The 21794-nt window shown below is 70.5% G+C and carries 24 protein-coding genes; 19 read left to right on the forward strand and 5 right to left on the reverse strand.

What is annotated here, in order from left to right; genetic code table 11:
- Positions 1-4: 4 nt before the first annotated feature.
- Positions 5-1081, reverse strand: coding sequence for a tyrosine-type recombinase/integrase (locus ABT403_RS13175; protein WP_344151521.1), 1077 nt, complete (start codon positions 1079-1081; stop codon positions 5-7).
- Between the two features lie 180 nt (positions 1082-1261).
- Here ABT403_RS13175 and ABT403_RS13180 point away from each other — a divergent pair, with 180 nt between their 5' ends.
- Both ABT403_RS13180 and ABT403_RS13185 read left to right on the forward strand, forming a co-directional pair.
- Complete coding sequence (locus ABT403_RS13180; RefSeq protein WP_344151524.1) at positions 1262-1708, forward strand: pilus assembly protein TadG-related protein; 447 nt, start codon at positions 1262-1264, stop codon at positions 1706-1708.
- Positions 1709-1740: 32 nt separating this feature from the next.
- Complete coding sequence (locus ABT403_RS13185; protein WP_344151527.1) at positions 1741-5025, forward strand: AfsR/SARP family transcriptional regulator; 3285 nt, start codon at positions 1741-1743, stop codon at positions 5023-5025.
- Between the two features lie 190 nt (positions 5026-5215).
- Here the strand turns inward: ABT403_RS13185 and ABT403_RS13190 are convergent, their stop codons facing one another.
- A complete protein-coding gene (locus ABT403_RS13190; protein WP_344151530.1) occupies positions 5216-6151 on the reverse strand; it encodes a hypothetical protein in 936 nt (311 codons plus the stop codon).
- 119 nt (positions 6152-6270) lie between these two features.
- On the opposite strand from ABT403_RS13190, the gene ABT403_RS13195 reads away from it, so the two are divergent.
- Complete coding sequence (locus tag ABT403_RS13195) at positions 6271-6591, forward strand: helix-turn-helix domain-containing protein (RefSeq protein ID WP_344151533.1); 321 nt, start codon at positions 6271-6273, stop codon at positions 6589-6591.
- Between the two features lie 380 nt (positions 6592-6971).
- On the opposite strand, the gene ABT403_RS13200 is transcribed toward ABT403_RS13195, so the two are convergent.
- Positions 6972-8264 carry a helix-turn-helix domain-containing protein gene (locus tag ABT403_RS13200; protein ID WP_344151536.1) on the reverse strand — a complete coding sequence of 431 codons (1293 nt, stop codon included), beginning with the start codon at positions 8262-8264 and terminating at the stop codon, positions 6972-6974.
- A 227-nt stretch (positions 8265-8491) separates the two neighbouring features.
- Between ABT403_RS13200 and ABT403_RS13205 the strand changes: the two genes are divergently transcribed.
- Positions 8492-8650: a hypothetical protein gene (locus ABT403_RS13205; RefSeq protein WP_344151539.1), complete on the forward strand. Its 159-nt coding sequence runs from the start codon at positions 8492-8494 to the stop codon at positions 8648-8650.
- A gap of 7 nt (positions 8651-8657) precedes the next feature.
- Positions 8658-9779 (forward strand): methyltransferase domain-containing protein, encoded by a 1122-nt coding sequence (locus ABT403_RS13210; RefSeq protein WP_344151542.1) that lies wholly within the window; start codon positions 8658-8660, stop codon positions 9777-9779.
- Between the two features lie 112 nt (positions 9780-9891).
- Here ABT403_RS13210 and ABT403_RS13215 read toward each other — a convergent pair whose 3' ends face one another.
- Positions 9892-10098: a DUF397 domain-containing protein gene (locus ABT403_RS13215; protein ID WP_344151545.1), complete on the reverse strand. Its 207-nt coding sequence runs from the start codon at positions 10096-10098 to the stop codon at positions 9892-9894.
- 5 nt (positions 10099-10103) lie between these two features.
- A complete protein-coding gene (locus ABT403_RS13220) occupies positions 10104-10973 on the reverse strand; it encodes a helix-turn-helix domain-containing protein (RefSeq protein ID WP_344151548.1) in 870 nt (289 codons plus the stop codon).
- A gap of 375 nt (positions 10974-11348) precedes the next feature.
- Between ABT403_RS13220 and ABT403_RS13225 the strand changes: the two genes are divergently transcribed.
- The 14 genes from ABT403_RS13225 (at position 11349) to ABT403_RS13290 (ending at position 21595) form a co-directional block, all read left to right on the forward strand.
- Positions 11349-11852: a hypothetical protein gene (locus ABT403_RS13225; RefSeq protein WP_344151551.1), complete on the forward strand. Its 504-nt coding sequence runs from the start codon at positions 11349-11351 to the stop codon at positions 11850-11852.
- A gap of 67 nt (positions 11853-11919) precedes the next feature.
- A complete protein-coding gene (locus tag ABT403_RS13230) occupies positions 11920-12111 on the forward strand; it encodes a hypothetical protein (RefSeq protein WP_344151554.1) in 192 nt (63 codons plus the stop codon).
- Entirely contained in the window at positions 12108-12416 is a 309-nt protein-coding gene (locus tag ABT403_RS13235) for a hypothetical protein (protein WP_344151557.1), read from the forward strand. Before ABT403_RS13230 ends, ABT403_RS13235 begins: the two co-directional genes overlap by 4 nt.
- A gap of 103 nt (positions 12417-12519) precedes the next feature.
- Positions 12520-12723 (forward strand): hypothetical protein, encoded by a 204-nt coding sequence (locus ABT403_RS13240; protein WP_344151560.1) that lies wholly within the window; start codon positions 12520-12522, stop codon positions 12721-12723.
- Positions 12724-13362: 639 nt separating this feature from the next.
- Complete coding sequence (locus tag ABT403_RS13245) at positions 13363-13902, forward strand: hypothetical protein (protein WP_344151563.1); 540 nt, start codon at positions 13363-13365, stop codon at positions 13900-13902.
- Positions 13903-14043: 141 nt separating this feature from the next.
- On the forward strand, positions 14044-14646 hold the full coding sequence (locus ABT403_RS13250) for an ATP-binding protein (RefSeq protein ID WP_344152064.1): 603 nt from the start codon (positions 14044-14046) through the stop codon (positions 14644-14646).
- A complete protein-coding gene (locus ABT403_RS13255; RefSeq protein ID WP_344151566.1) occupies positions 14643-15179 on the forward strand; it encodes a dCTP deaminase in 537 nt (178 codons plus the stop codon). The genes ABT403_RS13250 and ABT403_RS13255 overlap by 4 nt, the downstream gene beginning before the upstream one ends.
- Positions 15180-15190: 11 nt before the next feature.
- Positions 15191-15721 carry a dCTP deaminase gene (locus ABT403_RS13260; protein ID WP_344151569.1) on the forward strand — a complete coding sequence of 177 codons (531 nt, stop codon included), beginning with the start codon at positions 15191-15193 and terminating at the stop codon, positions 15719-15721.
- A complete protein-coding gene (locus ABT403_RS13265) occupies positions 15721-16188 on the forward strand; it encodes a cytidine/deoxycytidylate deaminase family protein (RefSeq protein WP_344151572.1) in 468 nt (155 codons plus the stop codon). The genes ABT403_RS13260 and ABT403_RS13265 overlap by 1 nt, the downstream gene beginning before the upstream one ends.
- Before the next feature lie 22 nt (positions 16189-16210).
- On the forward strand, positions 16211-17122 hold the full coding sequence (locus tag ABT403_RS13270) for a class I SAM-dependent methyltransferase (RefSeq protein ID WP_344151575.1): 912 nt from the start codon (positions 16211-16213) through the stop codon (positions 17120-17122).
- Positions 17123-17236: 114 nt separating this feature from the next.
- Positions 17237-18157, forward strand: a complete 921-nt coding sequence (locus ABT403_RS13275; RefSeq protein WP_344151578.1) for a UTP--glucose-1-phosphate uridylyltransferase — start codon at positions 17237-17239, stop codon at positions 18155-18157.
- Positions 18158-18211: 54 nt separating this feature from the next.
- Positions 18212-19357: a radical SAM protein gene (locus ABT403_RS13280; protein WP_344151581.1), complete on the forward strand. Its 1146-nt coding sequence runs from the start codon at positions 18212-18214 to the stop codon at positions 19355-19357.
- A 20-nt stretch (positions 19358-19377) separates the two neighbouring features.
- Positions 19378-20943 carry a glycosyltransferase family 4 protein gene (locus ABT403_RS13285; RefSeq protein WP_344151584.1) on the forward strand — a complete coding sequence of 522 codons (1566 nt, stop codon included), beginning with the start codon at positions 19378-19380 and terminating at the stop codon, positions 20941-20943.
- Between the two features lie 31 nt (positions 20944-20974).
- On the forward strand, positions 20975-21595 hold the full coding sequence (locus tag ABT403_RS13290; protein WP_344151587.1) for an HAD family hydrolase: 621 nt from the start codon (positions 20975-20977) through the stop codon (positions 21593-21595).
- The last annotated feature ends 199 nt before the right edge of the window (positions 21596-21794 follow it).

Raw genomic sequence — 21794 nt, forward strand, 5'->3', positions numbered from 1 at the left:
CGGCTCAGCCCAGCAGCCGCAGCGCGGTGCGGTCGTTGGCGTGGAGCCATTCGTTCTCGATGTGCTGCGTCGGCACGTGGATGTAGTGCGTCGTCGTCGACAGCCAGTTGTGGCCGAGCAGGTCCTGGATCGCCTTGAGGTCCACGCCGCGGCCGTAGAGTTCGGAGGCGCAGTAGTGCCGCAGGCCGTGTGGGGTCAGCCGCCCCTTCCAGTCGGGCAGCCAGGCTCCCACCGCTGCGGCCAGACCCGAGCGCAGGGGGTCGGTGCCGATGCGGGTGCAACTTCCCGTCATCTCGTCGCGTCGTTCACTGGGCAGCAGAGGGGCATCCGGGTTGCGCCAGTCGTCATCGAACTGGTGGCGTACGTCCGTCAGCCACCACTGCATGAGTGTGTCGATCCCGTCGATCGCCGGGATCAGCCTGGTCTTGGGGCCTCGACCGCGGCTTCCCTTGCCGTAGCGGATGTGCAACTTGCCCCATCGTCCCAGGTCCGGCCGCCAGTCGCGCATGTCCAGCATTGCCGTCTCGCGAATCCGCAGCCCGCCTCGTCGCCACAGCGACGCCGCCAGGTAGTCGCGGGCGGCCGGCAGATACTTCCGTGTGCTGGGCAGATGCGCAGCCCACTGGCCGAAGAGCTCCTCCACCTCGGCGCGGGCGGGCGGCACCCGCACGCTAGCGTGATTGGCCTTCGCCGGCCGGTTGAACTCGTCGATCGGCTGTGTCACCACGCATCCGGTCAGCGCGTGGATGTCGCCCTGGTACCGGCTGACCACGAAGTCGTAGAAGCGCGCGATGGCTCCTGCGTAGCCCTGAACCGTCGAAGGCTTGCGTCCTTGTTCCCGGCGCAAGCGCACCAGGTACCGATCGGCGTCTTCCGCCCCGACCGCCCACAGGCGTCGATCACTGGACCGCACGAACTCCACCGCCGCACGGCAGTTGAACTCCACCGAGCCGTCCCCAGCTCCCGCAGCCGCAAGGGCCAGCGCGTACTGGTCGACGATTTCCTGTTCGAAGTCCTCTTCATCAACCGCCGAGCTCAAGACCCGCGGCGAGGCCAGGTTCCGCACGGCCGCCAACGTCATGACTGCTCCAGTTCATCGGGAGTGCCGATGCTTCAGGAATATCGGAAGGCCTACATGATTCGTGGAGATGCTTCAAGAACTTCACTCCATCGAGGCACGCCCCTGGCCAGCACCGGAGCACGACCTGCCAAACCGGGGGCTGCCGAACCTACGACTTTTCCGACACGGGAGGGCTAGACCGTGCACAACCGTCTGCGGCGGGCGGCCGGACATCTGCGTGAGGACCGGGGCGGGATCGCCGTCTACACCGCGATCGTCACCGTGGCGCTGCTCGCGATCATCGGCCTGGCCATCGACGGCGGCGGGAAACTGCGGGCGACCGAACGCGCGGACGCGCTCGCGATGGAGGCCGCGCGTGCGGCCGGGCAGGCCATCGACCCGGCCTCGGCCGTCACCGGCACGGACGTCCGCGTCGACCCGGAAGGGGCCCAGGCGGCCGCGCAGGCCTACCTCGCCCGCGCCGGCGCACAAGGCAGCGCCACCCTGTCCGCCGACCGGAGCCGGCTCGACGTCACCGTCCACGGCTCCTACCCGACCGTGTTCCTGGCCATCGCCGGGATCACCTCCCTGGATGTCACCGGCCACGGAAGCGCCCGCATGCTCCACGGCATCACCCAGCCCCAATAGCCCCGCCAACCACCGTGAGAAGGACCCGGCCGATGCCGAAGCCCACCCCCGTCCACACCAGGCCGTCCCGCAGGGGCGGCGCCCAGACAGCGGCCGCGCTGCTGCGCGCCCTGCTCTCCCTGACCGTTCTGGCCCTGCTGCTGGCCGGTCTGCCCGTCCTGCTGTGGTGGGCCACCAGCCTGGTCGGGCCCCCGGGCTTGGCCGCCCTCTCACATCTGCTGTCGACCGAGGACTCGGGGCAGGTGTTCCTGCTCGTCCTGGCCGCCGCCGGATGGGCGGGATGGGCCTGCTTCACCGGCGCGGTCCTGCTGGAGATCCCCGCCCAGCTCCGCGGCCGCGCGGCCCCGCAGATCCGGGGGCTGGTCGGACAGCGGGCCGCAGCCGCCCTGGTCGGCGCCGTCCTGCTGGCCCTCCCGGCCGGAACCGCGCTTGCCGCTCCCAGCGCCGCCGCCGCACCCGCAGCCGCCGCTGTCGGCGTCAGCGCCTCCCCCATCCCCGGATCCGGCAACGAGGCCACACCGCACGCCGGCACCCCGGCCGACGCGTCGAGCACGGCCGTGACGTACACGGTCCGCGATCTGCGGCCCGCGGAGAGCCTGTGGTCCATCGCCCAGCAGACGCTCGGCAGCGGGGAACGGTGGACGGACATCGCCGCCCTCAACGACGGCCGCACCATGGCAGACGGCACTCTCTTCGACGCCGAGCGGCCCATCCAGCCGGGATGGGTGCTCACCCTGCCCGCCGGCGCCGCCATCCCCTCCGCCCCGGCAACGGGCGCAGCAGGAGAGGGGAGCGCGTCGCACGGCGCCGGCCAGGTCCGGTACACGGTTCGCGACGGGGACAGCCTCTCCTCCATCGCGGCCGAGCAGCTGGGCGACCCCGACCGCCATCAGGAACTCTTCAACCTGAACCAGGACCAGCCTCTTCCCGGCGGCGGCACCTTCACCAACCCCGATCTGATCTATCCCGGACAAGAGCTCGCCCTCCCCCACACCGCAGGAACCGGGAGCCCCGCCCCGGCCCCGCGGACCCCCGAGACCGGTCCGGCCACGCCACCGGCCACCGCCCCGCCGGTGGCGACGGCGCCCCCGCAGACAGCGCCGCCCACCCAGGCCCCTTCGCCTTCCGCACCAGCCGCCACACCATCGGCCCAGCCCACGACGCGGACACCTGCGACCTCCTCGCCGACCCCGAGCTCCTCCCCCGCCCAGACCCCAGCCCCGGACGCCCCGCATGCGCAGAGCGCCACGGCCGGCGTGAACTGGGCGCTGGTCGCCGGGGTCGGGACGCTGCTGGCCGCGTCCCTGGCCAGCGCTCTGGGCGTGCGCCGGATTCTGCAACAACGTCAGCGCCGCGCGGGCCAGACCATCGCCCAGGACCACGACCCCAGCACCCTCGAACAGCTCCTGACCGCGGCCGGCGAGCCCGCCGGCGACGAAGTCCTCGACCGCATCCTGCGCGCCCTCGCCCACCAGGCCGCCACCGACGAACGCGTGCTGCCCGCCCTGCGCGGCGTGCTCCTGGGGGCCAAGGAGGTCCGCCTGTTCCTGGACGAGCAGGTCGACCCCGTAGCCCCGTTCACCGCAGGGCCCGACAGCCGCACCTGGACCCTGGACCCCGCAGCCGTTCTCCCCGATACCGACACACTCCACGAGGTCGAGGCCCCCTACCCGGGCCTGGTCACCCTCGGCGCCTACAAGGACGGGCTCCTGCTCGCCGACCTGACCACCTGCCACGTCCTTCTCCTGGACGGCACCCCGGAGGAGGTCCTCGAAGTCGCCCGCGCTCTGGCCCTGGAGCTGGGGACGTCCGGCTGGACCGACTACAGCGAGATCCTCACCGCTGGCCTCGGCAGCCGCCTGGCCCAGCTCCTGCCGCAGGGCCGGATCCGCACCATGCCCCACCTGCCCGCCGTCGCCGCCGACCTCGGCGAACTCCTCCTCGAAGCCCACCAGAGCGGCGAGCAGGTCCTGCCCTGGCTGATGATCGGCGTCGGCGACCACGACGGGGAGCACCTGGCCCAGCTCGCCGATGCCCTCGCTGCCGCCCGGGACCTGAAGACCGCCGTGGTCCTGCCCGCGAGTGAGGCGGCCCGGCGCGTCTTCCCGCACGCCGAGATCATCGACGTCACCACCGGGCAGGACACCGTCCTCGCCCCGCTCGGCCTGCCCGTCACTCTGCAACGCATCACCGACGAGCAGTACCGGCAGTACGTCCACGCCCTGCAGGTCACCACCCAGGACCCGGCACCGGCCACCGGAGCCTGGGAATTCGCGGAAGCCCACGATCAGGCGGCCGCGTGCGGACAGCCCCTGACCCTCCGGTCCACCACCGCCGATGCCCAGGACCCCGGCAACCCCTTCCCCGCGCTGATCGCCGACTCCCCGGCCACCGCTCCCCAGCCCGTCGGCCACCCAGGCACCCCCGAAACCGGGCAGCCAGCAGCAGACGGGACAGAGACGGCGACGACGGACACGGTAGAGTCCAACGAGGCCGGCCAGGCCGCCACCGGCACGGCGCCGGTACCCGCCAAAACCCCCGCCGTGCCCGCCCAGGCCAACGGTGAAGAACACACACCAGTCCGCATCGACATGCTCGGCCCCCTGCGCATCACCGGCACCGCCGCCTCCGCCCACGGACCCCGCACCGCCGCCGTCGCAGCCCTCCTCCACCTACGCCCCGGACGCGGCACCGACTACCTGTGCCAGGCCATGGACCCCGTCAACCCCTGGTCCACCCGCACCCTCCACTCCCGCCTGTCCGAACTCCGCAACGTCCTCGGCCTCACCAGCGGCGGCCTGCCTCTGCTCCCCCGGCCGAAGAACGGCGCCGGCTACGTCCTCCACCCCACGGTCACCTCGGACTGGGCCGAGTTCAAAATCCTGGCCTCCCGAGGCCTCGCCGCAGGCCCCGGCGCCGGCACCGCAGACCTGGAAACCGCGATCGCGCTGGTCCGCGGCCGCCCCTTCGAAGGCCGGACCCTGCCCTGGGCAGACCCCGTCATCCAGGAAATGCTGGCGCGGATCACCGACACCGCCCACACCCTCGCCCGCTGGCACACCGACGGCGACACCCCCGACCTCGACGCCGCCCGCCGCACCGTCCTCCAGGCCCTCGAAGTCGAGGAGACCTCCGAAGTACTGTTCCGCGACCTGCTCCACATCGAAGCCACCGCCGGCAACACCACCGCCATCCGGAAGGCCGTCGCACGCCTCCAACAGATGGCCCGCACCTACGACATCACCCTCGACGACACCACCGAACACACCATCACCGAGGTTCTTGCCGGGACTCTGCCTCGTGTATCAGGGGCTTGAGAAGGGGGCCCGCTCTCATATGCGGACGAGGCTGGCTCGGAGCGGCTGTGAGTCCGCTCGCGCACGAAATGGCCGCTGCTGAGGAATGCATCGGAATGCCGGGGCCCGTCACTCTCAGTCCTGATCTTGCACCCTGGCACCATCACCGCTCGGTGGCGGCGCTACGGGCAGGGCACCGAGTCACCCGGTCTCATCCTGGCGGACCGCCCAGGTACCGGGCCCGTTTGTGGTTCTGCTCGGCGACGAGGTATTTGCGCAGCCGTGAGCCCTGCGGGCACCACATCTCGCGGGGGCACCGGTCGCAGGAGGCAACGTGCCTCGTGTAGTTGGATTCCGCCACTGCGGAAGCGCGTCCGCCCTCATGCCCCCCGGCTGGCACAGCAGCTGTGTCGAGAGGCCTGCCACGCCCGATAGCCGACGGCAAGGCCCCATCCACCTGAGGCTGATCCACCGCCTCATCCATCTCCTGGTGAAAGGCTGGGTGAAACCTGGTAGGGGCGTCAGGTGACGCCTTCTGACCCGTCACGTGACGCTCTCTGGCCGCGTCATGTGACGCCACTTCAACCTCTGCTCCGGCGGGTACGGGACCGTCACATGACGCCGCCAGCTCTTGCACGGGACTCCGGTCAGGCGGCATCACGTGACGCTCCGGACCCTTGGCCCGCTTGTGCCGGAGCCTTCGGTCGTGCTCTGAACTGGACAGCACAGCCGCCGCCTCTCCCCAGGCGATGCCGTGGCCTGTCTCGGTGTCGGCGCCGAGCGGGAGTGTGCACGCGTAGGTGGCGGGTTTGGGGTGTCGTCCTCCCCGGGCATTGGCTGTCTTGCGAATCAGGCAGACAGCCTCCGCGGCGACGAGCACCTTCTGCACGGTTTCCTTGCTGCACCGGCCGATCGCCATGAGTGTGTCGGTGCCGAGGAAGGCGTTCGTACCGTCCTCGTTCGCCGCCTGGCCGACCGCCTGCAAGATCGCGAAGAAGGACGCGCCGAGGCTCTTCCATTCGGGCTGGTCCCTGGTCGCCTTCGGAACATGCTTGGCGGAACGGAGCAAGAACCAGCGCCAGGCGTGGGCAGGCGCCCAGCCAGGCCGGATCCCCGCAGGCATGACGTCATTCGGTCCGTCAGTCATGCTCCAAAACTAGCAACACGGTTTCCCTGACAGCAACCTAGAAAGCCGTTGGGATACGCTGATTCCAGTGAGGTGGACTTGGTCTCCGACGTCGAAGCCGGGATCGATAGGATGGCCACATGGAGAAGACCGCGAAACAGCAGGCCCGGGAATCCGTCACCGACCTCGAACTCAGATTCATCGAGGCCGTAGAACACGGACGGCTGCGCGCGGAACTCACCTACGAGCAGCTCGGCCGCTACCTCGGCATGTCCAAAAGCCAGATCAGCAAACGCCAGGACGGGCAGATCACCTATACCCTCCGCGACATGCACCACATCAGCCAGCTCCTCGGCATCGACCCCCTCGTCATGACAGCCGGACTCGGCACCTGGCTCAACGACATCAACCCCACCGAAGTCCAGCGCCGCCTCAACACCAACCCAGACACCACCCCCTGAACACACGCGAGCGAACTTCGCGCACGCCTTACAACCCCGGCCCCTCAGCTCCTGCTACCGCCTCGCCTCGGCGGCGTCGCGGACCGGGAACCTGGAGCTGATCCGAAACTGGCTGCGTCGCACCTTGCGAGGATGTGGGGCCCTTGTCGCAAAAGCCGCCCGAGACGGACACACGGCCACGCGCGCCAGCTCCTGGCCGTGCGGGCCCGTACCGTTACCTGACAATGACTTCCTGCGCTCAGGAGTCACGACCGGTTCAGGCGGGCCATTTGCCGCGCGTGCAGCCGTAGGCAGGCAGTGTCTCCAGGCTTTTGCGGCGGACGGCGGTGCCGCCGTCCGCGCACTGCTCCTTGGCCGTCGCAAGCCAGCGAGCCACCCCGTCAGGCCGGTCGGAAGCCTCCGCCCTCGATCGCAACCAGCTCACGCACGCCATGAACACGAGGGTGACGTGCACCGAGCTCGGTGACGATCTGCCGGATCGGGGGCCGGTCGCGTACCTCTGCGACCGACACGCGGGCCGCCGCCAGGAGCTGCGCGGCGGTTTCCTCGGGCTTGCCCCACTGCCACCACGCCCGCGCGAGGTCGGTGTGCATCCGGCCTTTCCGCTCGGCAGTGGTGAACTGTTCGGCCCGGAGGTTGCGGCCGGCTTCGAGGGCGGTGCCGGCGTCGCCGAGGGCCCAGTGCACGCCGACGGCGTAGAGGTCCACCGAGGCCGGGGTGATGGGAAACAGACGGCCCGTCGGGGCCTGATGGGGCAGGTTGCGGGTGGCGCGCGAGGCTTCGCGGATCATCGCCAGGGCCTGGTCGCGGTCCCCGGCGACGGCGGCGGTGTACGCGGTGGTGCACAGCATCTGGGCGTACGCCGCAGCCTGCGCGTCGGCCGTCAACCCCGTAGCCTCCACACGCGAGGCGGCGGCCTCGATGTGGCGCTGGGCTGCCGCCTCCTGGCCCTGGTGGCGTAGGACTGCGGCGAGTTCGCGGGCGGCGGCCGCGGCCGCGAGCGGGGATCCGGAGACCTCGGCGTAGGAGGCGGCCCGGTCCGCGGTGATCCGGGAGGTCCCGTAGGCGCCGAGCTTGTTGAGCAGGGTCGCGGCGAGAGTGTAAGCGGAGGAGAGACGGGCGTAGTCGAGGTCCCGGCGGCCGGCGGCGGCTTCGTGGGCGTCGCCGAGCAGGCCCGGCAGTGCCTCCAGCAGCTTCGTGTGGCGGCCCGTGTCGAACAGGTTGCGCGCGTCCGCGAGGCGGGCGTCCAGCGGCCGGGAGGAGCCTGTCGGGTCGGGCGGGCTGGCGAGAGCTGTCTCCAGGCCGCCCAGAAGGCTCACGGGCGCGGCGAGGCCGACGGCTGCGAGGACGGTACGGCGGCGCATCGGGTCCTCCTGGGCAGGCAACGGATCACGCTCAACTGTAGGGCGCGGGCGGAGCCTTAACCCTAAGGAGGAGGCGAGCAGGTCACCGGGAACTCCGACTTCTTCGGCGGCGCGGCGCAGCAGGCGGAGGTCGTTGTGGCGGCCGGCTTCGAGGCGGGAGACGGTGGAGGCCGAGCATCGCAGCCGGGTTCCGAGGTCACCCTGGCGCAGCTTGAGGGACTCGCGGCCGATCCGCACGAGCCCGCCAGGGTCCTGGTTCTCCACCAGGGCGAGGACACGGCGGCTGTTCCAGAGCGGATCGGTGCTCATGGCGCGCCCTTCGTCGGTCGGACCACGGGTCTGCCGACCCCACCTTAGACGGAGTGACCACCCGTGCGCAGTGCGTGTGCAGGATCCGCAAACCGCGTGCGCGAACGGTACCTCGCACCCCCTGCTCGGCACGGTATGTGGTGTGGTGGTCACAGGCCGCCGCGACGACGAACTGCCGCCGCAGGCGCCCTGTAGAGGCACCATCACCTACGTGAGGGGAGCACACCATGAGCAAGGACAAGGGCGGGAACGGCGGAAGCGGGGACGGAGGCGGCGGGAGCCACGCCCGGCCGAACCCGCCGCTGAGCGGCGGCACCCCGCCGCCCGGGAACAGCGACGGCAAGGTCGACTCCCCGCCACCTCCCACCGGCAAGCGCAGGGGCTGACCCACCGATGACCCTCGTGCGTCTTGAGGAGCGCCGCCGCGCGCTGGCGGAGGCCATGGACGCGAAGGGATGGCCGGCGGACTCCGAGTGGGTCCGCCGCGCCATCCTGGACACCGTCCCCCGACACCACTACGCCCCCGACCGGCTGTGGACCTGGAACGGCCGGGACGCGTACGTGCCCGTCGACCTCGGCCGCGAGCCTGACACCTGGGCCGACCTCGTCTACGCCGGCCCGAACGACTCGGCGATCACGCAGATCCTCGACGGCCTGCCCAGCTCAAGCCTGTCGTGCGTGTCCGTCGTCGCCGACATGCTCGACTCGCTGGAGCTCCAGCCCGGCCACCGGGTCCTGGAGGTCGGCACCGGGGCGGGCTGGAACGCCGGCCTCCTCGCCGCTCGGGCAGGTGCCGGACAGGTCACCAGCGTCGAGGTCGACCCCGGCCTCGCGACGGCCGCCGAGCGGCGTCTGACCGCAGCCGGTCTGGACGTGGACGTGCACACCGGCGACGGACAGGCGGGCTGGCCCGCCGGCGCGCCGTACGACCGGCTCATCGCCACGTACGCCGCCCAGCGGGTCCCCTGGACGTGGATCGAACAGACCAGACCCGGCGGCATCATCGTCTTCCCCTGGGGACGTCTGGGCACCATCGCCCTCACCGTCGCCGACGACGGCAAGTCGGCGACCGGCTGGGTCCACGGCCTGGGGATGTTCATGCCCAGCCGCGGCACCGACCAGGGCAGCGACTTCGGCCAGATCCAAGGCGATGGGGAACCTGAGCGCGAGGCCAAGGCCGACACGGACCTGGAACCGCTCACCGGGCCCGACGCCCTCTTCGCCCTGCGTGTGTCCCACCCGGACATCCGGATCACCACCGAGCACGGCGAGCGGGGGCTCACCGTGCGGCTCCACGACGGCATCAGCTCCTGGGCCACCGCGGTCACCGATGCGTCGGGCACCACTGTGGCCCACGAAGGTGGCCGGCGGCGCCTCCTGACGGAGGTCGAAGCCGGTCTTCAACACTGGGGCACGCAGGGTTCCCCGTCCTTGTTCGACTTCGGGATGACCGTCACATCAGGCACGCAGTACGTCTGGTCTGGTACTGCGGAAGCAGGGCCGTACAGGCCGTGAGGCACCGTGTGTAGGAGCCTACTAACGGCGGCTGTCCACTGTCAGCCCCTTGAGGCACCCTGGTCGGATGGCGTGCCCTCCCCGATACCTGCGGGGAGGGCACGCCCGGAGACTAGCGACCGCTGGTGTGCGCGGTGAACGTGGACCAGGCGGCCGGTGAGAACGACAGAACCGGGCAGTCGAGCTCGTCCAGCCGCTTCGAGTCACGGATGTAGATCGCGGCGGGCTGCGGGCACGCCTCGACACACTCGCCGTTCGGGTTGCCGCTGTACGACGACTTGAACCACTCGCCGTGTGCGCGGCCGTTGGTGGTGCTCATGTTGATCAGACCTCTTTCTTCAGGCGCTGGAGAAACTTCGGGGTTTCATGGGCTGGTAGCGCGCCTCGGACGAGTTCTTCGAACCGGCGCGCGAACTGATTCGCTTTTCGTTCCTTGGACGTGACCCTCGTTTCCCCGTCCACCGTCCCGGACGCCACACTCGGCTTGGGGAGCTCCTTGGGGTCGAACCCGAGAATGAAGAAGTCGCCGCCGGTTGCCCGGTATGTGTTGGCGGACTTAGGGATGATCTGCACGGTCACGTTCGCGTGGTTGGTCATCATTTCGATGATGTAGTCGTACTGGGCGTGGAGGATCTTGCTGCTGCCGACCATGTTGGCCAGTGCCGCCTCATCCATCACGCAGTTCAGCTTCATCCCTTGCTCTGTGATCCGTTTCTGTCGGGTCATGCGGATTTCGACAGCGCTTTCGACGAAGGAGTCGGTCGTGTCGTTGGCGGCCTTCGCCTTGCTGATCAGGGCGTGTGCGTACTCCCTGGTCTGGAGCAGGCCGTTAACGACACCTGGAACCCAGGCGTCCACCGTCTTCGCTCCAGACTCCATGGCAAGGAAGAGGTTCATGCCCGACGGCATCGTGCTGATGTCCGTGGTCCACCAGTCATCCCCCTTGGACTGCCGGTGCATGTCCATGAGCATCGTCTGGCCGTCTTCGTCGACACCGTACGCCGCTAGGAGTTTGGCAAGGTGCTCTATGCGGCGGAACCCGGTTTTCCCCTGTTCGACGCTGCTGATGGTCGTTCCGGAGCAGCCGGCCAGTTTCGCTGCTGCGTCACCTGTCATACCGGCTGCATCGCGTAGCCGGAGAAGCTCCGCGCCCAGCACGATCCGAAGGAACGTGGAACCCACGTTCGCCGCCATCCAGACACCCCTTTCGGTAGACCTGTCCCTCGCGCCGGGTTGCCTCGTGGATACCCCCGGTTCGCGTCAGGACTCCACCGGTTCACGCCGAAACGCCCCCGGTTCACGTCCGATCGCCCCCGGTTCGCCTCGAAGAGCCCTCGGTTCGCGTCAAGTTGCTGTCGGTTCGTCTCCTTGCATATACCAATCCCGGCTCGACACGCAATCAGATCCGGATTTGGATTGCGATCCGACTCGGCTTGGGAGGAAGGTAGTTGTGCCACCAGAGGACAAACGAATCGCTCTGATGGCACCCCACGGGGACCAGGTCCCGGCGCGCCCTGACGGGCCCGGCCCCAACCTTCCTGCCACTGTCCTGCTGAGGAGTGTGCCGTCATGGCCCTGACCGCACCGCACATCGACCGGCCTGTACGCCCTCTGGCACACGTCGTCTGGCAGACCGGCTACCAGGGGGGTGAAGGGAGGGGCATCGAGGTTGATCCGTTCCGCCGGCTGATGTACCTGCGGCAGCACATGCTGACCGAGGCGACGGCTGCCGCACGTCGTAACGGAAGAACACCCCGGGTTGCGCTGTACGTGTGCACGAAGGCGTCCGCCCCCGACCCCGGCCCGGTTTTCGACCGGCTGCGGACGGTGGCCCGGGTGCGGGGCATGCGGGCCGGGGCCGAGTTCACCGACGCGACGGCGCCGACGATCCCGGGCCGGGGCGGAGGGTTCATGAACATGCTGGAGCACGTCCAGCACGGATACGCGGACGGGATCCTCTGCATCTCCTACGAGCACGTCAGCCCGGACCTGGAGGAGTACGAGGAGGTGCTGCGGTCGGCGACCTCCCGTCGCTGGTTCGTGGCGTTGGCTGCCCCGGAGACGGGCGCGTGAGCGTCGGTCAGGTCGGGGGCAGGGCGGCACTGATGGCAGTCAGAATCTCATCGATGGAGGACAACTCATGTTCGAGGGGTACGCGGACCGGCGGCCGCCGACGCCGCTGAAGAGCCAGCCGGCGCGGCCGCTGCCGGTGCGGGAGCCGGGCGCGGCGCTGGTCGAGGAGCCGCAGCTGCCGTCGCAGCAGGCGCTGAACATGTTCCGGCCGGCGGCCATGGACCTGGGCCTGCTGGAGCGGGCGGAGGAGCCGAGGTGAGCGTTGAGAGCGAAGCGGTTGAGGAGGAGGTCGTCGACCTGGCGGCGCCGCCGTTCGGTGTGCCGGCGGTCGCGTTCGCCACGCCGATCGACCGGGACCCCATGTGGGACAAGAAGAACGACCTGCTGCTGCTCCCGGTCGATGTCGTCTACCGGGACGCCACGAAGGCACGGACGGTGCTGCGGATCACGCCCGGCCGGGTGGAGCTGCTGTACAGCCAGCTCGACAGGGCCTTGAGGGAACGCGACAAGGCGAAGGCGCCGCACGAGGACGACGACGAGTCGTCTGACGGGGGTGCCTGGTGAGGCGACGTCGGTGGGGGTGGAGGCAGTCGGCGTTCCAGCTGCTGATGGTGGTGGCCGGGATCGCCGTGGTGCTGCCGCCGCTGATCTGGGTGGCGGCCAGCCGGTGAGCCTGCCCAAGCGGGTGTCGATGGCGAGACGGCCGGAGGGGTTCGCCCCGCCTCCCGTGATCGGCCTGGATCTGCTCAGGCCGTCGGTGTGGCCGTGCCGGAACTACGTGCTGACGGACAGTCGGGAGGCCATCGAGCGTACGCGCCCCCACTACCCGGTGATGTCCGAGGAGCAGATCGAGGCCTCGGGCAAGGACTGAGCCCACATGGAGACGTGGCCGGTCGGCCCGCGGCCTGTTGAGACCCCGTCCCGGGGCTGCACAGGGGCTGGTCCCGGGACGGTTCCGAATCCGGTCGAGGGCGCATCCACATCACCCGGTAGCTGCCGGTTCCGGCCGCTCTCCACTCTTCGGCGGGGCGGCCGGAACCGCGGGCCCGCCCTGTGCCGTACGGGGAGTCCGACCCCCGCGGGCGGGCCTGCGGTCGTCTTCAAGCTCCTGTCTTCTGGCCGTGCGGGTACGGACCAGCCGAGAGGGCAGACCCAACCTTCCTGTGGATCGTCGGTGATCCACAGGGGGTTCCGGCATCCTCCCCGTTCCGCCGGTGGCGCCCGCCAGGGGGAGGGCCTTCCGTGCACGTCCGTCTCCAGGTCAGGTCACTCCTGGGGAGGCGGCGGGCACGGTCACCCCCGGACCGCAGATGCTCCTCACGGTCCCGGAGTACGGCCGCCCGGCCGTGCGACGCGGAGCCACGCGACTGTGCGGATGCAGCGACCGGGCGGCCGGCCCGCCAGGGTGTTCGGCCTTGACCTTGCTGGCCGGCACTAAACCAACCGGGCACTGAGCGAGCCCGCGCCCGTTGCGACAGATCAGGAGGCGGTGTTGTCCCACCACAAGCCGATGACGTTGAAGGACCTGCTCGCCCGACTGGACGTGCGCGAGGGTGTCTGGGACCGGCCGGACGGCTGGTTGCCCGGGCCGGTGACTAAAACCCAGCGGAGGGCGAACTCGCTCTACCGCCTTGGCTCCAAGGCACTGCGCCGGAACGCAGTCGAGGCTGCGGCCCGCTGGCTGGCCGAGGCCACGCGAGATGAGCACCCCGGTGCGGTGTTCCGGCTGGCCGCGGCCGCATCCCGGATGGAGTCGCCGAACAGCGACTGGGCCGTACGCATGCTGGTGGGATGGGCGGCCGTTCTGAAGCACCGCGACGCCGTCCAGCTGGCGCCGCTCCTGTCCAACCGCGACGCGATGCTGAGCGTCGGGGCCTGGGACGACCCGGAGTTCACCCCGGAGATCCTTCAGGCACTTCGGCACCCGCGCATCCTGCCCGCTCTCGACTTCCGCAGCCGGACCGCCCGCCGCTCGGGTGCGCCCAAGCCGCCGCTCGTGGGCCGGTTCCGGCGGCGGGTGCGTGGGGCGGGGCGGAGCCGGCCGGCCTAACCCGGCCAGCGACGCAGACGGGACCACAGCCTTCGGTCCGTCGGATGCCTGCGCCTTCACTCCAACCCGTCTCCTGGGGGCAGCCACGACACGCACCACCAACCTGCCGATCTGTCTCCTCGCCCCCACGCGGAGGAGTCCCTGGCCCGATCGCTCTCGTATCAGCCAAGCAACGGAAAAGGTGCCATGCACAAGATCGCCCTGTACGGGCTGCCCGGTGCCGGGAAGAGCACCGCGGCCCGAGTACTCACCGAGGACCTCGCCTCCGAGGGAATCAAGGTCGCCCGCTTCAGACTGGCGGAGCCCCTCTACCAGGCGCAGCGAGTCATCTACGCGTTGGCGGATCGGCCGCTGGCCGACGAGAGCCAGCAGGACGGCCGGCTCCTGAACATGCTCGGCACGGAGATGCGGCGCATCAACCCGGCGGCGCTGACCGGACCGTTCGTCTTCCGGGTGCGTCAGGCCGAGAAGGAGAACTCGCATGCCGTGCTCTTGTGCGACGACCTGCGCGCGCCGGACGTGGAGACCGTGATCAACCTCGGGTTCCGGCTCGTCGAGATCAGCGCGCCGGCCGCCCTGCGCGGGGCCCGCAGGCAGGCGCGCGGTGACCTGGCCACCGGGGACGAGAACCACCCCACCGAGGCGCCGCTGACGGTGGAGCCGTGGCGCAGGATCGACAACGCCGGTGACCTCTTCGAGTTCCGGACGCGTGTCGGCCTGCTGGTCAAGGAGCTCAGGCCGTGATCCTGACCGGGCCCGAGATCCAGCACCAGCGCGGCCTTGGCGCGCTGACCATCGAGCCGTTCACCCCCGCCCAGGTAAACCCCGTCTCCTACAACTACCGCCTCGGCCCCCTGCTGCGCACCCACCATTCGGGGACGGCCGACACCCACGGGCACCTCGAACTGGACGAGGTCGAGATCCCCGAGGAGGGGATCGTGCTGTGGCCGGGCCGGGTGTACCTGGGGACCACAGTGGAGAAAATCGGGGGCCGCGACTTCGTGGTCTCGCTGATCGGCCGCTCCTCCGTCGGCCGGCTGGGTCTGTTCGTCCAGTACAGCGCCGACCTGGGCCAGCTCGGTGCCTGCCACCGCTGGACCCTGGAGCTCAAGGCCGTCCAGCCGCTGCGCGTGTACGCGGGCATGGTCATCGGCCAGGTCAGCTTCTGGACGGCCACCAGCGGCCGCCTGCCCTACACCGGCCGGTTCGGCCGGATCGACGAGGCCACCGTCCCGCCGCCCGGGCTACTGGCCCCGGCCCTGCTGTCCCACACCTGAGGAGACCTCCCGTGATCCTGACTGGACCGGACATCGTCGCCGAGCGCGAACGCGGCCGCCTCGTCCTGGAGCCCTTCCACCCCGCGCAGGTCCAGCCGAACAGCTACGACCTGACACTGGGCCCGACCCTGGTCTACTACACCGGCGAGGTGCTCGACACCCGCGCCGAGAACCCCTTCGTCGAGGTCGAGATCCCCGAGGACGGGTTCGTGCTGGAGCCGCACCGCATCTACCTCGGTGCCAGCGTCGAGGTCATCGGCAGCAACTTCTACGTGCCGAGGATCAGCAGCCGGTCGGGCGCGGCCCGGCTGGGCCTGTTCTCCCACTGCACGGCCGAGCTGATCGACATCGGCTCGATCGGCCAGACCACCTTCCAGTTCCACACGGTGGAGCCGCTGAGGGTGTACGCCGGTGACCGGCTCGGGCAGGTGGCGTTCGTCCGGGTCCAGGGCGACGTCGTCCTCTACGACGGCAAGTACCAGGGCAGCCGCGGCCCGCAGCCCTCCAAAATCCACCACGACGCGCCCGCGACGGCAGCGTGATGAAGGTCGAGGAGGTCCCGAACCCGGCCGCCGGCTGCACCGACCTCGTCGCCCGGGACTTGGTGGCGGCCGCGTTCGAGGTGATCCGTGACCGATACGTGCTGGCCCGCCACCAGATCGCGGCCGCGGTCCTGGACGCCGACGGGCGGGTGCACCTCGGTCTGCACGTGGACGCCATGGTCGGACGGGCGGCGGTCTGTGCGGAGGCCGGGGCGCTGTCCGCGGCCCGGCTGGTGACCAGCGCCGGCCTGCTCGCGGTGGCCGCCGTCCGCTTCCCCAAGCCCACCGAACCGCCGCTCGCCCGCATCGTGCCCCCGTGCGGGCTGTGCCGCGAGCTCCTCCTGGACCACGCCCCGCACATCCGCGTCGTCCTGCCCGGCCCCGTGCCCGCGCTGACCCCGCTGGACGACCTGCTGCCCCACAAGTACGTGGGCACCAAATGGCCGGCACCGCCCACCCACCTCTGAACCCCGACCAAGGAGACCCGTCATGAGCCGGACCGACTTCCGTACCCCCGCCCTGGACGCCCTCGCCAAGAAGGTCATCCCCGCGCGGCACTTCGAGTTCTCCACCGAAACCGCCCGCGACCGCTTCTTCAACGACACGCGGATGCTGGACGTCAAGCAGGACGTCCACAACCGCTTCCGCACGAACCCGACGTCCATGGTCGGCCACATGATCGACAACCTGGCCCTGACCGGGACGGAGGACCTCCTGGACCTCGGGTGCGGCAACGCCTTCGTCCTGGAGCACCTGCGCCCCCACCTCGCCGACGGCACGATCACCGGCCTCGACGTGGCGCCGGCCGTCCTGGAGGCGGCCCGGGCCCGGATGCACGGCACCGCCACCGCGTGCACGTGGATCGAGGGCAGCGCCGATGACCTGTCGATGCTCGACGAGGACTCCTTCGACCGGGTCATGGCCAACTACATGATCCACTACGTGCCCGACCTCGACCGCTGCTTCTCCGAGGTCCGCCGCGTCATGCGCCCCGGCGGTATCTTCCAGCTCACCACGGACCGCCCCGACAGCATGCTGGAGATGTATCAGGTCCACTTCACCGCCCTGAAGGCGATGAACGCCCCCGACTACCTGTTCAAGGCCACCCCCAAGGGCCGGCTGTCCCTGGACAACGGCACGGAGCAGCTCGCCGGCCACTTCGAGACCGTGAAAAGGGTCACGTGGCAGGACCAGCTCCGTTTCACCGACCCCGCCCCGTTCCTGCGCTTCTACCAGGTCGGTCACAACCACTGCTGCGCCTCCTCCGAGCCCGACGCCCGGCTCGACGGGGCGTTCTTCGCGGAGTTGCGCGAGCGCGTGGCCGAGCAGGTCGCCCAGGCGATCATGGAACACGGTCACTTCGCGGTGACGAAGTACACCGGCAGCTTCCTCTGCTCCTGACCCCACCGGTGTGCCGCCCGGTCGGCGGCCGATGGGGCGCGAGGGGCGTTGGTAGCGTCGGGGGGTGCCCCGCCGGCCGGTGCGGCACGGGTCTCCCGACGGAAAGAGCTCCTGATGCCCGCGAACCCGACGATCCGCAGGGCCGTGATCCCTGCCGCCGGACTCGGCTCCCGCCTCCTGCCGCTGACCAAGGCCACCCCCAAGGAGATGCTCCCGGTCGGTGACCGGCCGATCATCGAGCACACCGTCCGCGAGCTCGTCGCCTCCGGCATCACCGACATCACCATCGTCGTCTCCGGCGGCAAGTCCCTCATCCAGGACCACTTCCGCCCCAACCCGGCCCTGGTCGAGCAGCTCCGCGCGGACGGCAAGAAGGAGTACGCCGACGCGGTGGAAGAAGTCGGCGAACTCGCCCGCCAGGGCCACATCACCTACCTCGACCAGCACGGCCCCTACGGCAACGGCACCCCCGTCCTGAACGCCGCCCGCGCCTTCGGCGACGAACCCGTCCTCGTGCTCTGGCCCGACGACGTGTTCGTCGCCGACGTCCCGCGCGCGCAGCAGCTCATCCACGCCTACGAGACCACCAACTGCCCCGTCCTGGCCCTGATGCCCATGGCAGCGGCCGAGTCCCAGCGCTACGGCGTCCCCGTCGTCAAGGAAGACCTCGGCGAAGGCCTGCTGCGCATCACCGGCCTGGTCGAAAAGCCCAAGCCCGCCGACGCCCCGTCCTCCTACGCGGCGATCGGCGGTTACGTGATCACCCCCGCGATCATCGAGGAGCTCCGCGAACAGACCCGCCGCTGGTACGAGCACCGCCAGGGCGAGATCTACCTGACCGACGCCATCAACGCCTACGCCTCCAGCCGGGCCGTCTACGGACAGGTCATCTCCGGCCGCTGGTACGACACCGGCAACCCCGCCGACTACCTCGTCGCGCAGATGGCCACCGCGCTGGCCCACCCCGAGTACGGGCCCATCCTGCGCAGGCTCGCCCTCGAATCCGGGGACGCTGCCGCCCCCAGTACTACCTGATCCGCCGCTCCCTTCGGGCCGCCGCCCACCGTGAGCGGCCCGAAGGGAGCACCCATGCCACCCACCTCACCCGTTTTCGAGCCGGTCATCGACCAGCACGACACCTGGCTGGCCGTCAACCCCGTCCAGGGCTGCCCCAAGCGGTGCCGGTACTGCTACCTGGAGGACCTCGGCCTCACGGCGGTCAAACCGACGGTGCTGGCCACCCCCGAGGAGACCGTCGCCCAGCTCCTGGCCCACCGCTACTACCACCCCGGGCTGGTCCTGGCCCTCTACACCTGCACCGATGCCCTGGCCACCCCGGTCACCCGCGCCCACCTGACCGAGCTCCTGGACCTGCTGGCCGCCTCCACCGTCCGTAACCCGGTCTGCATCATCACCAAGTGCGCCATCCCCGACGACGTCGTGGAGTGCATCGCCCGCAACCGCGCCGCCGGCCTGCCGATCCTGGTCTACCTCTCCTACTCCGGCCTCGGCCCCGACATCGAACGCGGCATCGACCACACCGCGCTCCGCGCCAACTTCCCCCGCCTGCACGCCGCCGGCATCCCCGTCATCCACTACTGGCGGCCCGCCCTCCCGCAGAACAGCACCCCCGAGGCCATCGAGCACGTGATGGACCTCGCCACCCGCTACGCCACCTGCACCGTCGCCGTCGGCACCAAGGTCAAGCCCACCGCCCTGGAGCAGATCACCGCCCTGTGGCCGGCGCTGGCCGATCCGGCTCTGGACCCGCGCACCGCCGACTCCGTCTGGCCCCGCCCCACCTGGGACTGGCTCCACGCCCTCCCCGACCGCTACGCCGGCCACCCCTTCTTCCAGACCAACAGCTGCGCCCTCGCCCACGTCCTCGGGCGCGGCGACCGCGCCGGGGTGTGGAACACCCCCACCTGCCTGGTCTCGAACCGCTGCCCGGCCGGCCAGCGCGACCGCTGCCTGCACTCCGTGCCCCACCGGGAACCGGTCAAGAACACCGAGGTCGAACAGCACCTCGCGAAGATCGGGCTGCCCGGGCTGCCGTTCACGCTCCACGCGGGCTCCCGCACCCTCCACCTCGGCCGGCCGGTCCCGCTGCGCGACCGGCACAACCTCGCCCAGGTCCTCGCCCTCACCGTCCGAGCCCCGCAGGACCCCCAGGAGAGGTACTGGGCTGGCCGTACGGCCGGTGCCCGGCCGCTAATCATCGACCCCCGCCCCTGACCACCCTGACGGGAGCACCCATGCCGAGCAACGACGCCCCGATGACCGTGGATACGGCCATCCAGTTCTGGCCCCGCGGGGGCAGCGCCCAGGTCGTCCGCTACCACCTGCGCGAACTCAACTCCCGCGGCCACGCCACCCGCCTGCACGCCGGATCCCTCGGCGCCCCCGGCGAACCCTCCCACGCCCCCACCTTCTACCAGGGCCTCGACCTCCACCCCTACGACCACAACGACGCCCGCACCGCCTTCGAACGCGGCGACAACCCCCAGGCCACCCCCTGGCCGTTCCACCCCTCCTACGAGGACCGCGGCCACTGCCCCGACCCCCTCTACAGCGCCATCCCGCCCGCCGACGCCGACCACCTCACCCGCGCCTGGAGGCGCCACCTCACCACCCACCGCAGCCCCCACCCCACCGTCCTGCACCTGCACCACCTCAGCCACCTCCAGACCAGCGCGCACACCGCCTACCCGGACGTTCCCCGCGTCACCACCCTCCACGGCACCGAGCTCAAGCTCCTGGCCGGCCTGCTGGAGCGGGCCCGCCTCGCCCGGCGCGCCCAGACCTCCCTCACCGACCTGGCCCACCTCCTGAACAGCAACAACCCCTACCGCCACACCGAAGCCACCCGCATCGCCAAGACCGCCCACCTCACCGAACCCGACACCCTCCTCCTGACCGGCACCGCCTGGGAGAAGTGGGGCCACAGCACCTACTGGATCCGCCGACTGCGCCAAGCCGCCCACCACGCGGGCCTGCCCATCACGGTCTCCGAGCAGGATCAGAACCTCGCCGCCGACCTCCTGCACCTGCACACCCCGCCGCCCGTCGTCCCCAACGGCGTCGACACCCACGCCTTCCGCCCCCGCGCCCTCAACCACCACCAACGCCTGCAAAACCTGCGCCACTGGCTGACCGAGGACCCCCGCGGCTGGGCACCGGGCCAAGAACCCGGCAGCATCCGCTACACCGACCGCGACCTCGCACGCCTGACCGCCCCGAACGGCACCCTGCGCCCGCTGCTCCTGTGGGTCGGCCGGTTCTTGGACTTCAAGCGGGTCCCGGTCCTGCTGAAGGCCTTCGCCGCTGCCCGCACCCGCCTGGACCCGGCGCCCGCCCTGCTGATGTGGGGCGGCTACCCCGGAGAGTACGAAGGCCGCCACCCCGTTGGCATCGCGACCGACCTCGGCATCAGCGACGACGTCTACTTCCTGGGCTGGCGCGGCCACGACGAACTCCCCACCGGCCTGACCACCGCCGACCTGATGGTCGCCCCGGCCGTCAACGAACCCTTCGGCATGGTCTACCTCGAAGCGATGGCGTGCGGCACCCCGCCCATCGCCACCGCGACCGGCGGCCCCGCCCGCACCATCACCGGCACCGGCCTCCACGCCACCGGATGGCTCGTCGCCCCCGACAACCCCGACGACCTCGCCCACACCCTCACCGCCGCGCTCGGCGACCGTCAGGAACTCGGCCGGCGCGCCACCAACGCCCGCACGCACGTCGAGAACAACTACAGCTGGGCCCGCACCACCGACCACTACCTCAACCTCTACACCACCGCCGCCCAGACGTCCTAGCCCGCGTCCCCGCTTCAGCAAGGAGTCCGCTGTGACCGCCCAGATCGAAGGCCTGCTCGTCGACATGAACGGGCTCTTCCGCCACTGGCACAACACCGGCGCCCGACAGAGCGAACGCCTCGCCGGCCTGCCCCCCGGCACCATCCACCACTACGCCTACAACCACCCCACCTACCGCGCCGCCCGCGTCGGCATCCTCACCGACCAACAGTGGGCCGACAACGTCGCCGACCGCCTCGCGGACGACTTCGGCCCCGCCGTATCCCAGAACCTCGGCCCCTGGCGCGCCGACCGCGGCGAACGCGACGACACCATGGTCGAACTCCTCAACCAGATCCGCCGCCACATGCCCGTCGGCGTCCTGTCCAACTGCACCGACGCCCTCCCCACCGACCTCGAACACCACAACATCACCTTCGACCACGTCTTCTCCTCCGCCAGCCTCGGCGTCGACAAACCCTCCCCCCACGCCTTCCGCACCGCCGCCGAACACATGGGCATCCCCAGCCGGCACCTGGCCTACTTCGACGACGAGCCCACCTTCGTCCACGCCGCCTCCACCACCGGACTCCACGCCCACCACTTCACCGGCTCCGCCGACTTCATCACCCAGCTCCACAAGCTGGGGCTGAGGATCGGTGCCATCGCCTGACTCCTGCTGCATCGGTCAACCGCATCACGTCCGCGCAGCCCGATGCAGCACCACCAGGCGGGAGGCAGGTGGAGCGTGTCTGAAAGATCGTGTAAGTCCGTGATGTGACAGCCTGGCCCGGGGTTCGGCCTCGGGCCTGCGGGTCAGGCGGATCGGACGAGTCATGGCAGACAAGACGGAACCAGTCGCCTCGGCGGCG

The sequence above is a fragment of the Streptomyces sp. NPDC000075 genome (assembly GCF_040301925.1).
Lineage (GTDB): Bacteria > Actinomycetota > Actinomycetes > Streptomycetales > Streptomycetaceae > Streptomyces > Streptomyces polychromogenes.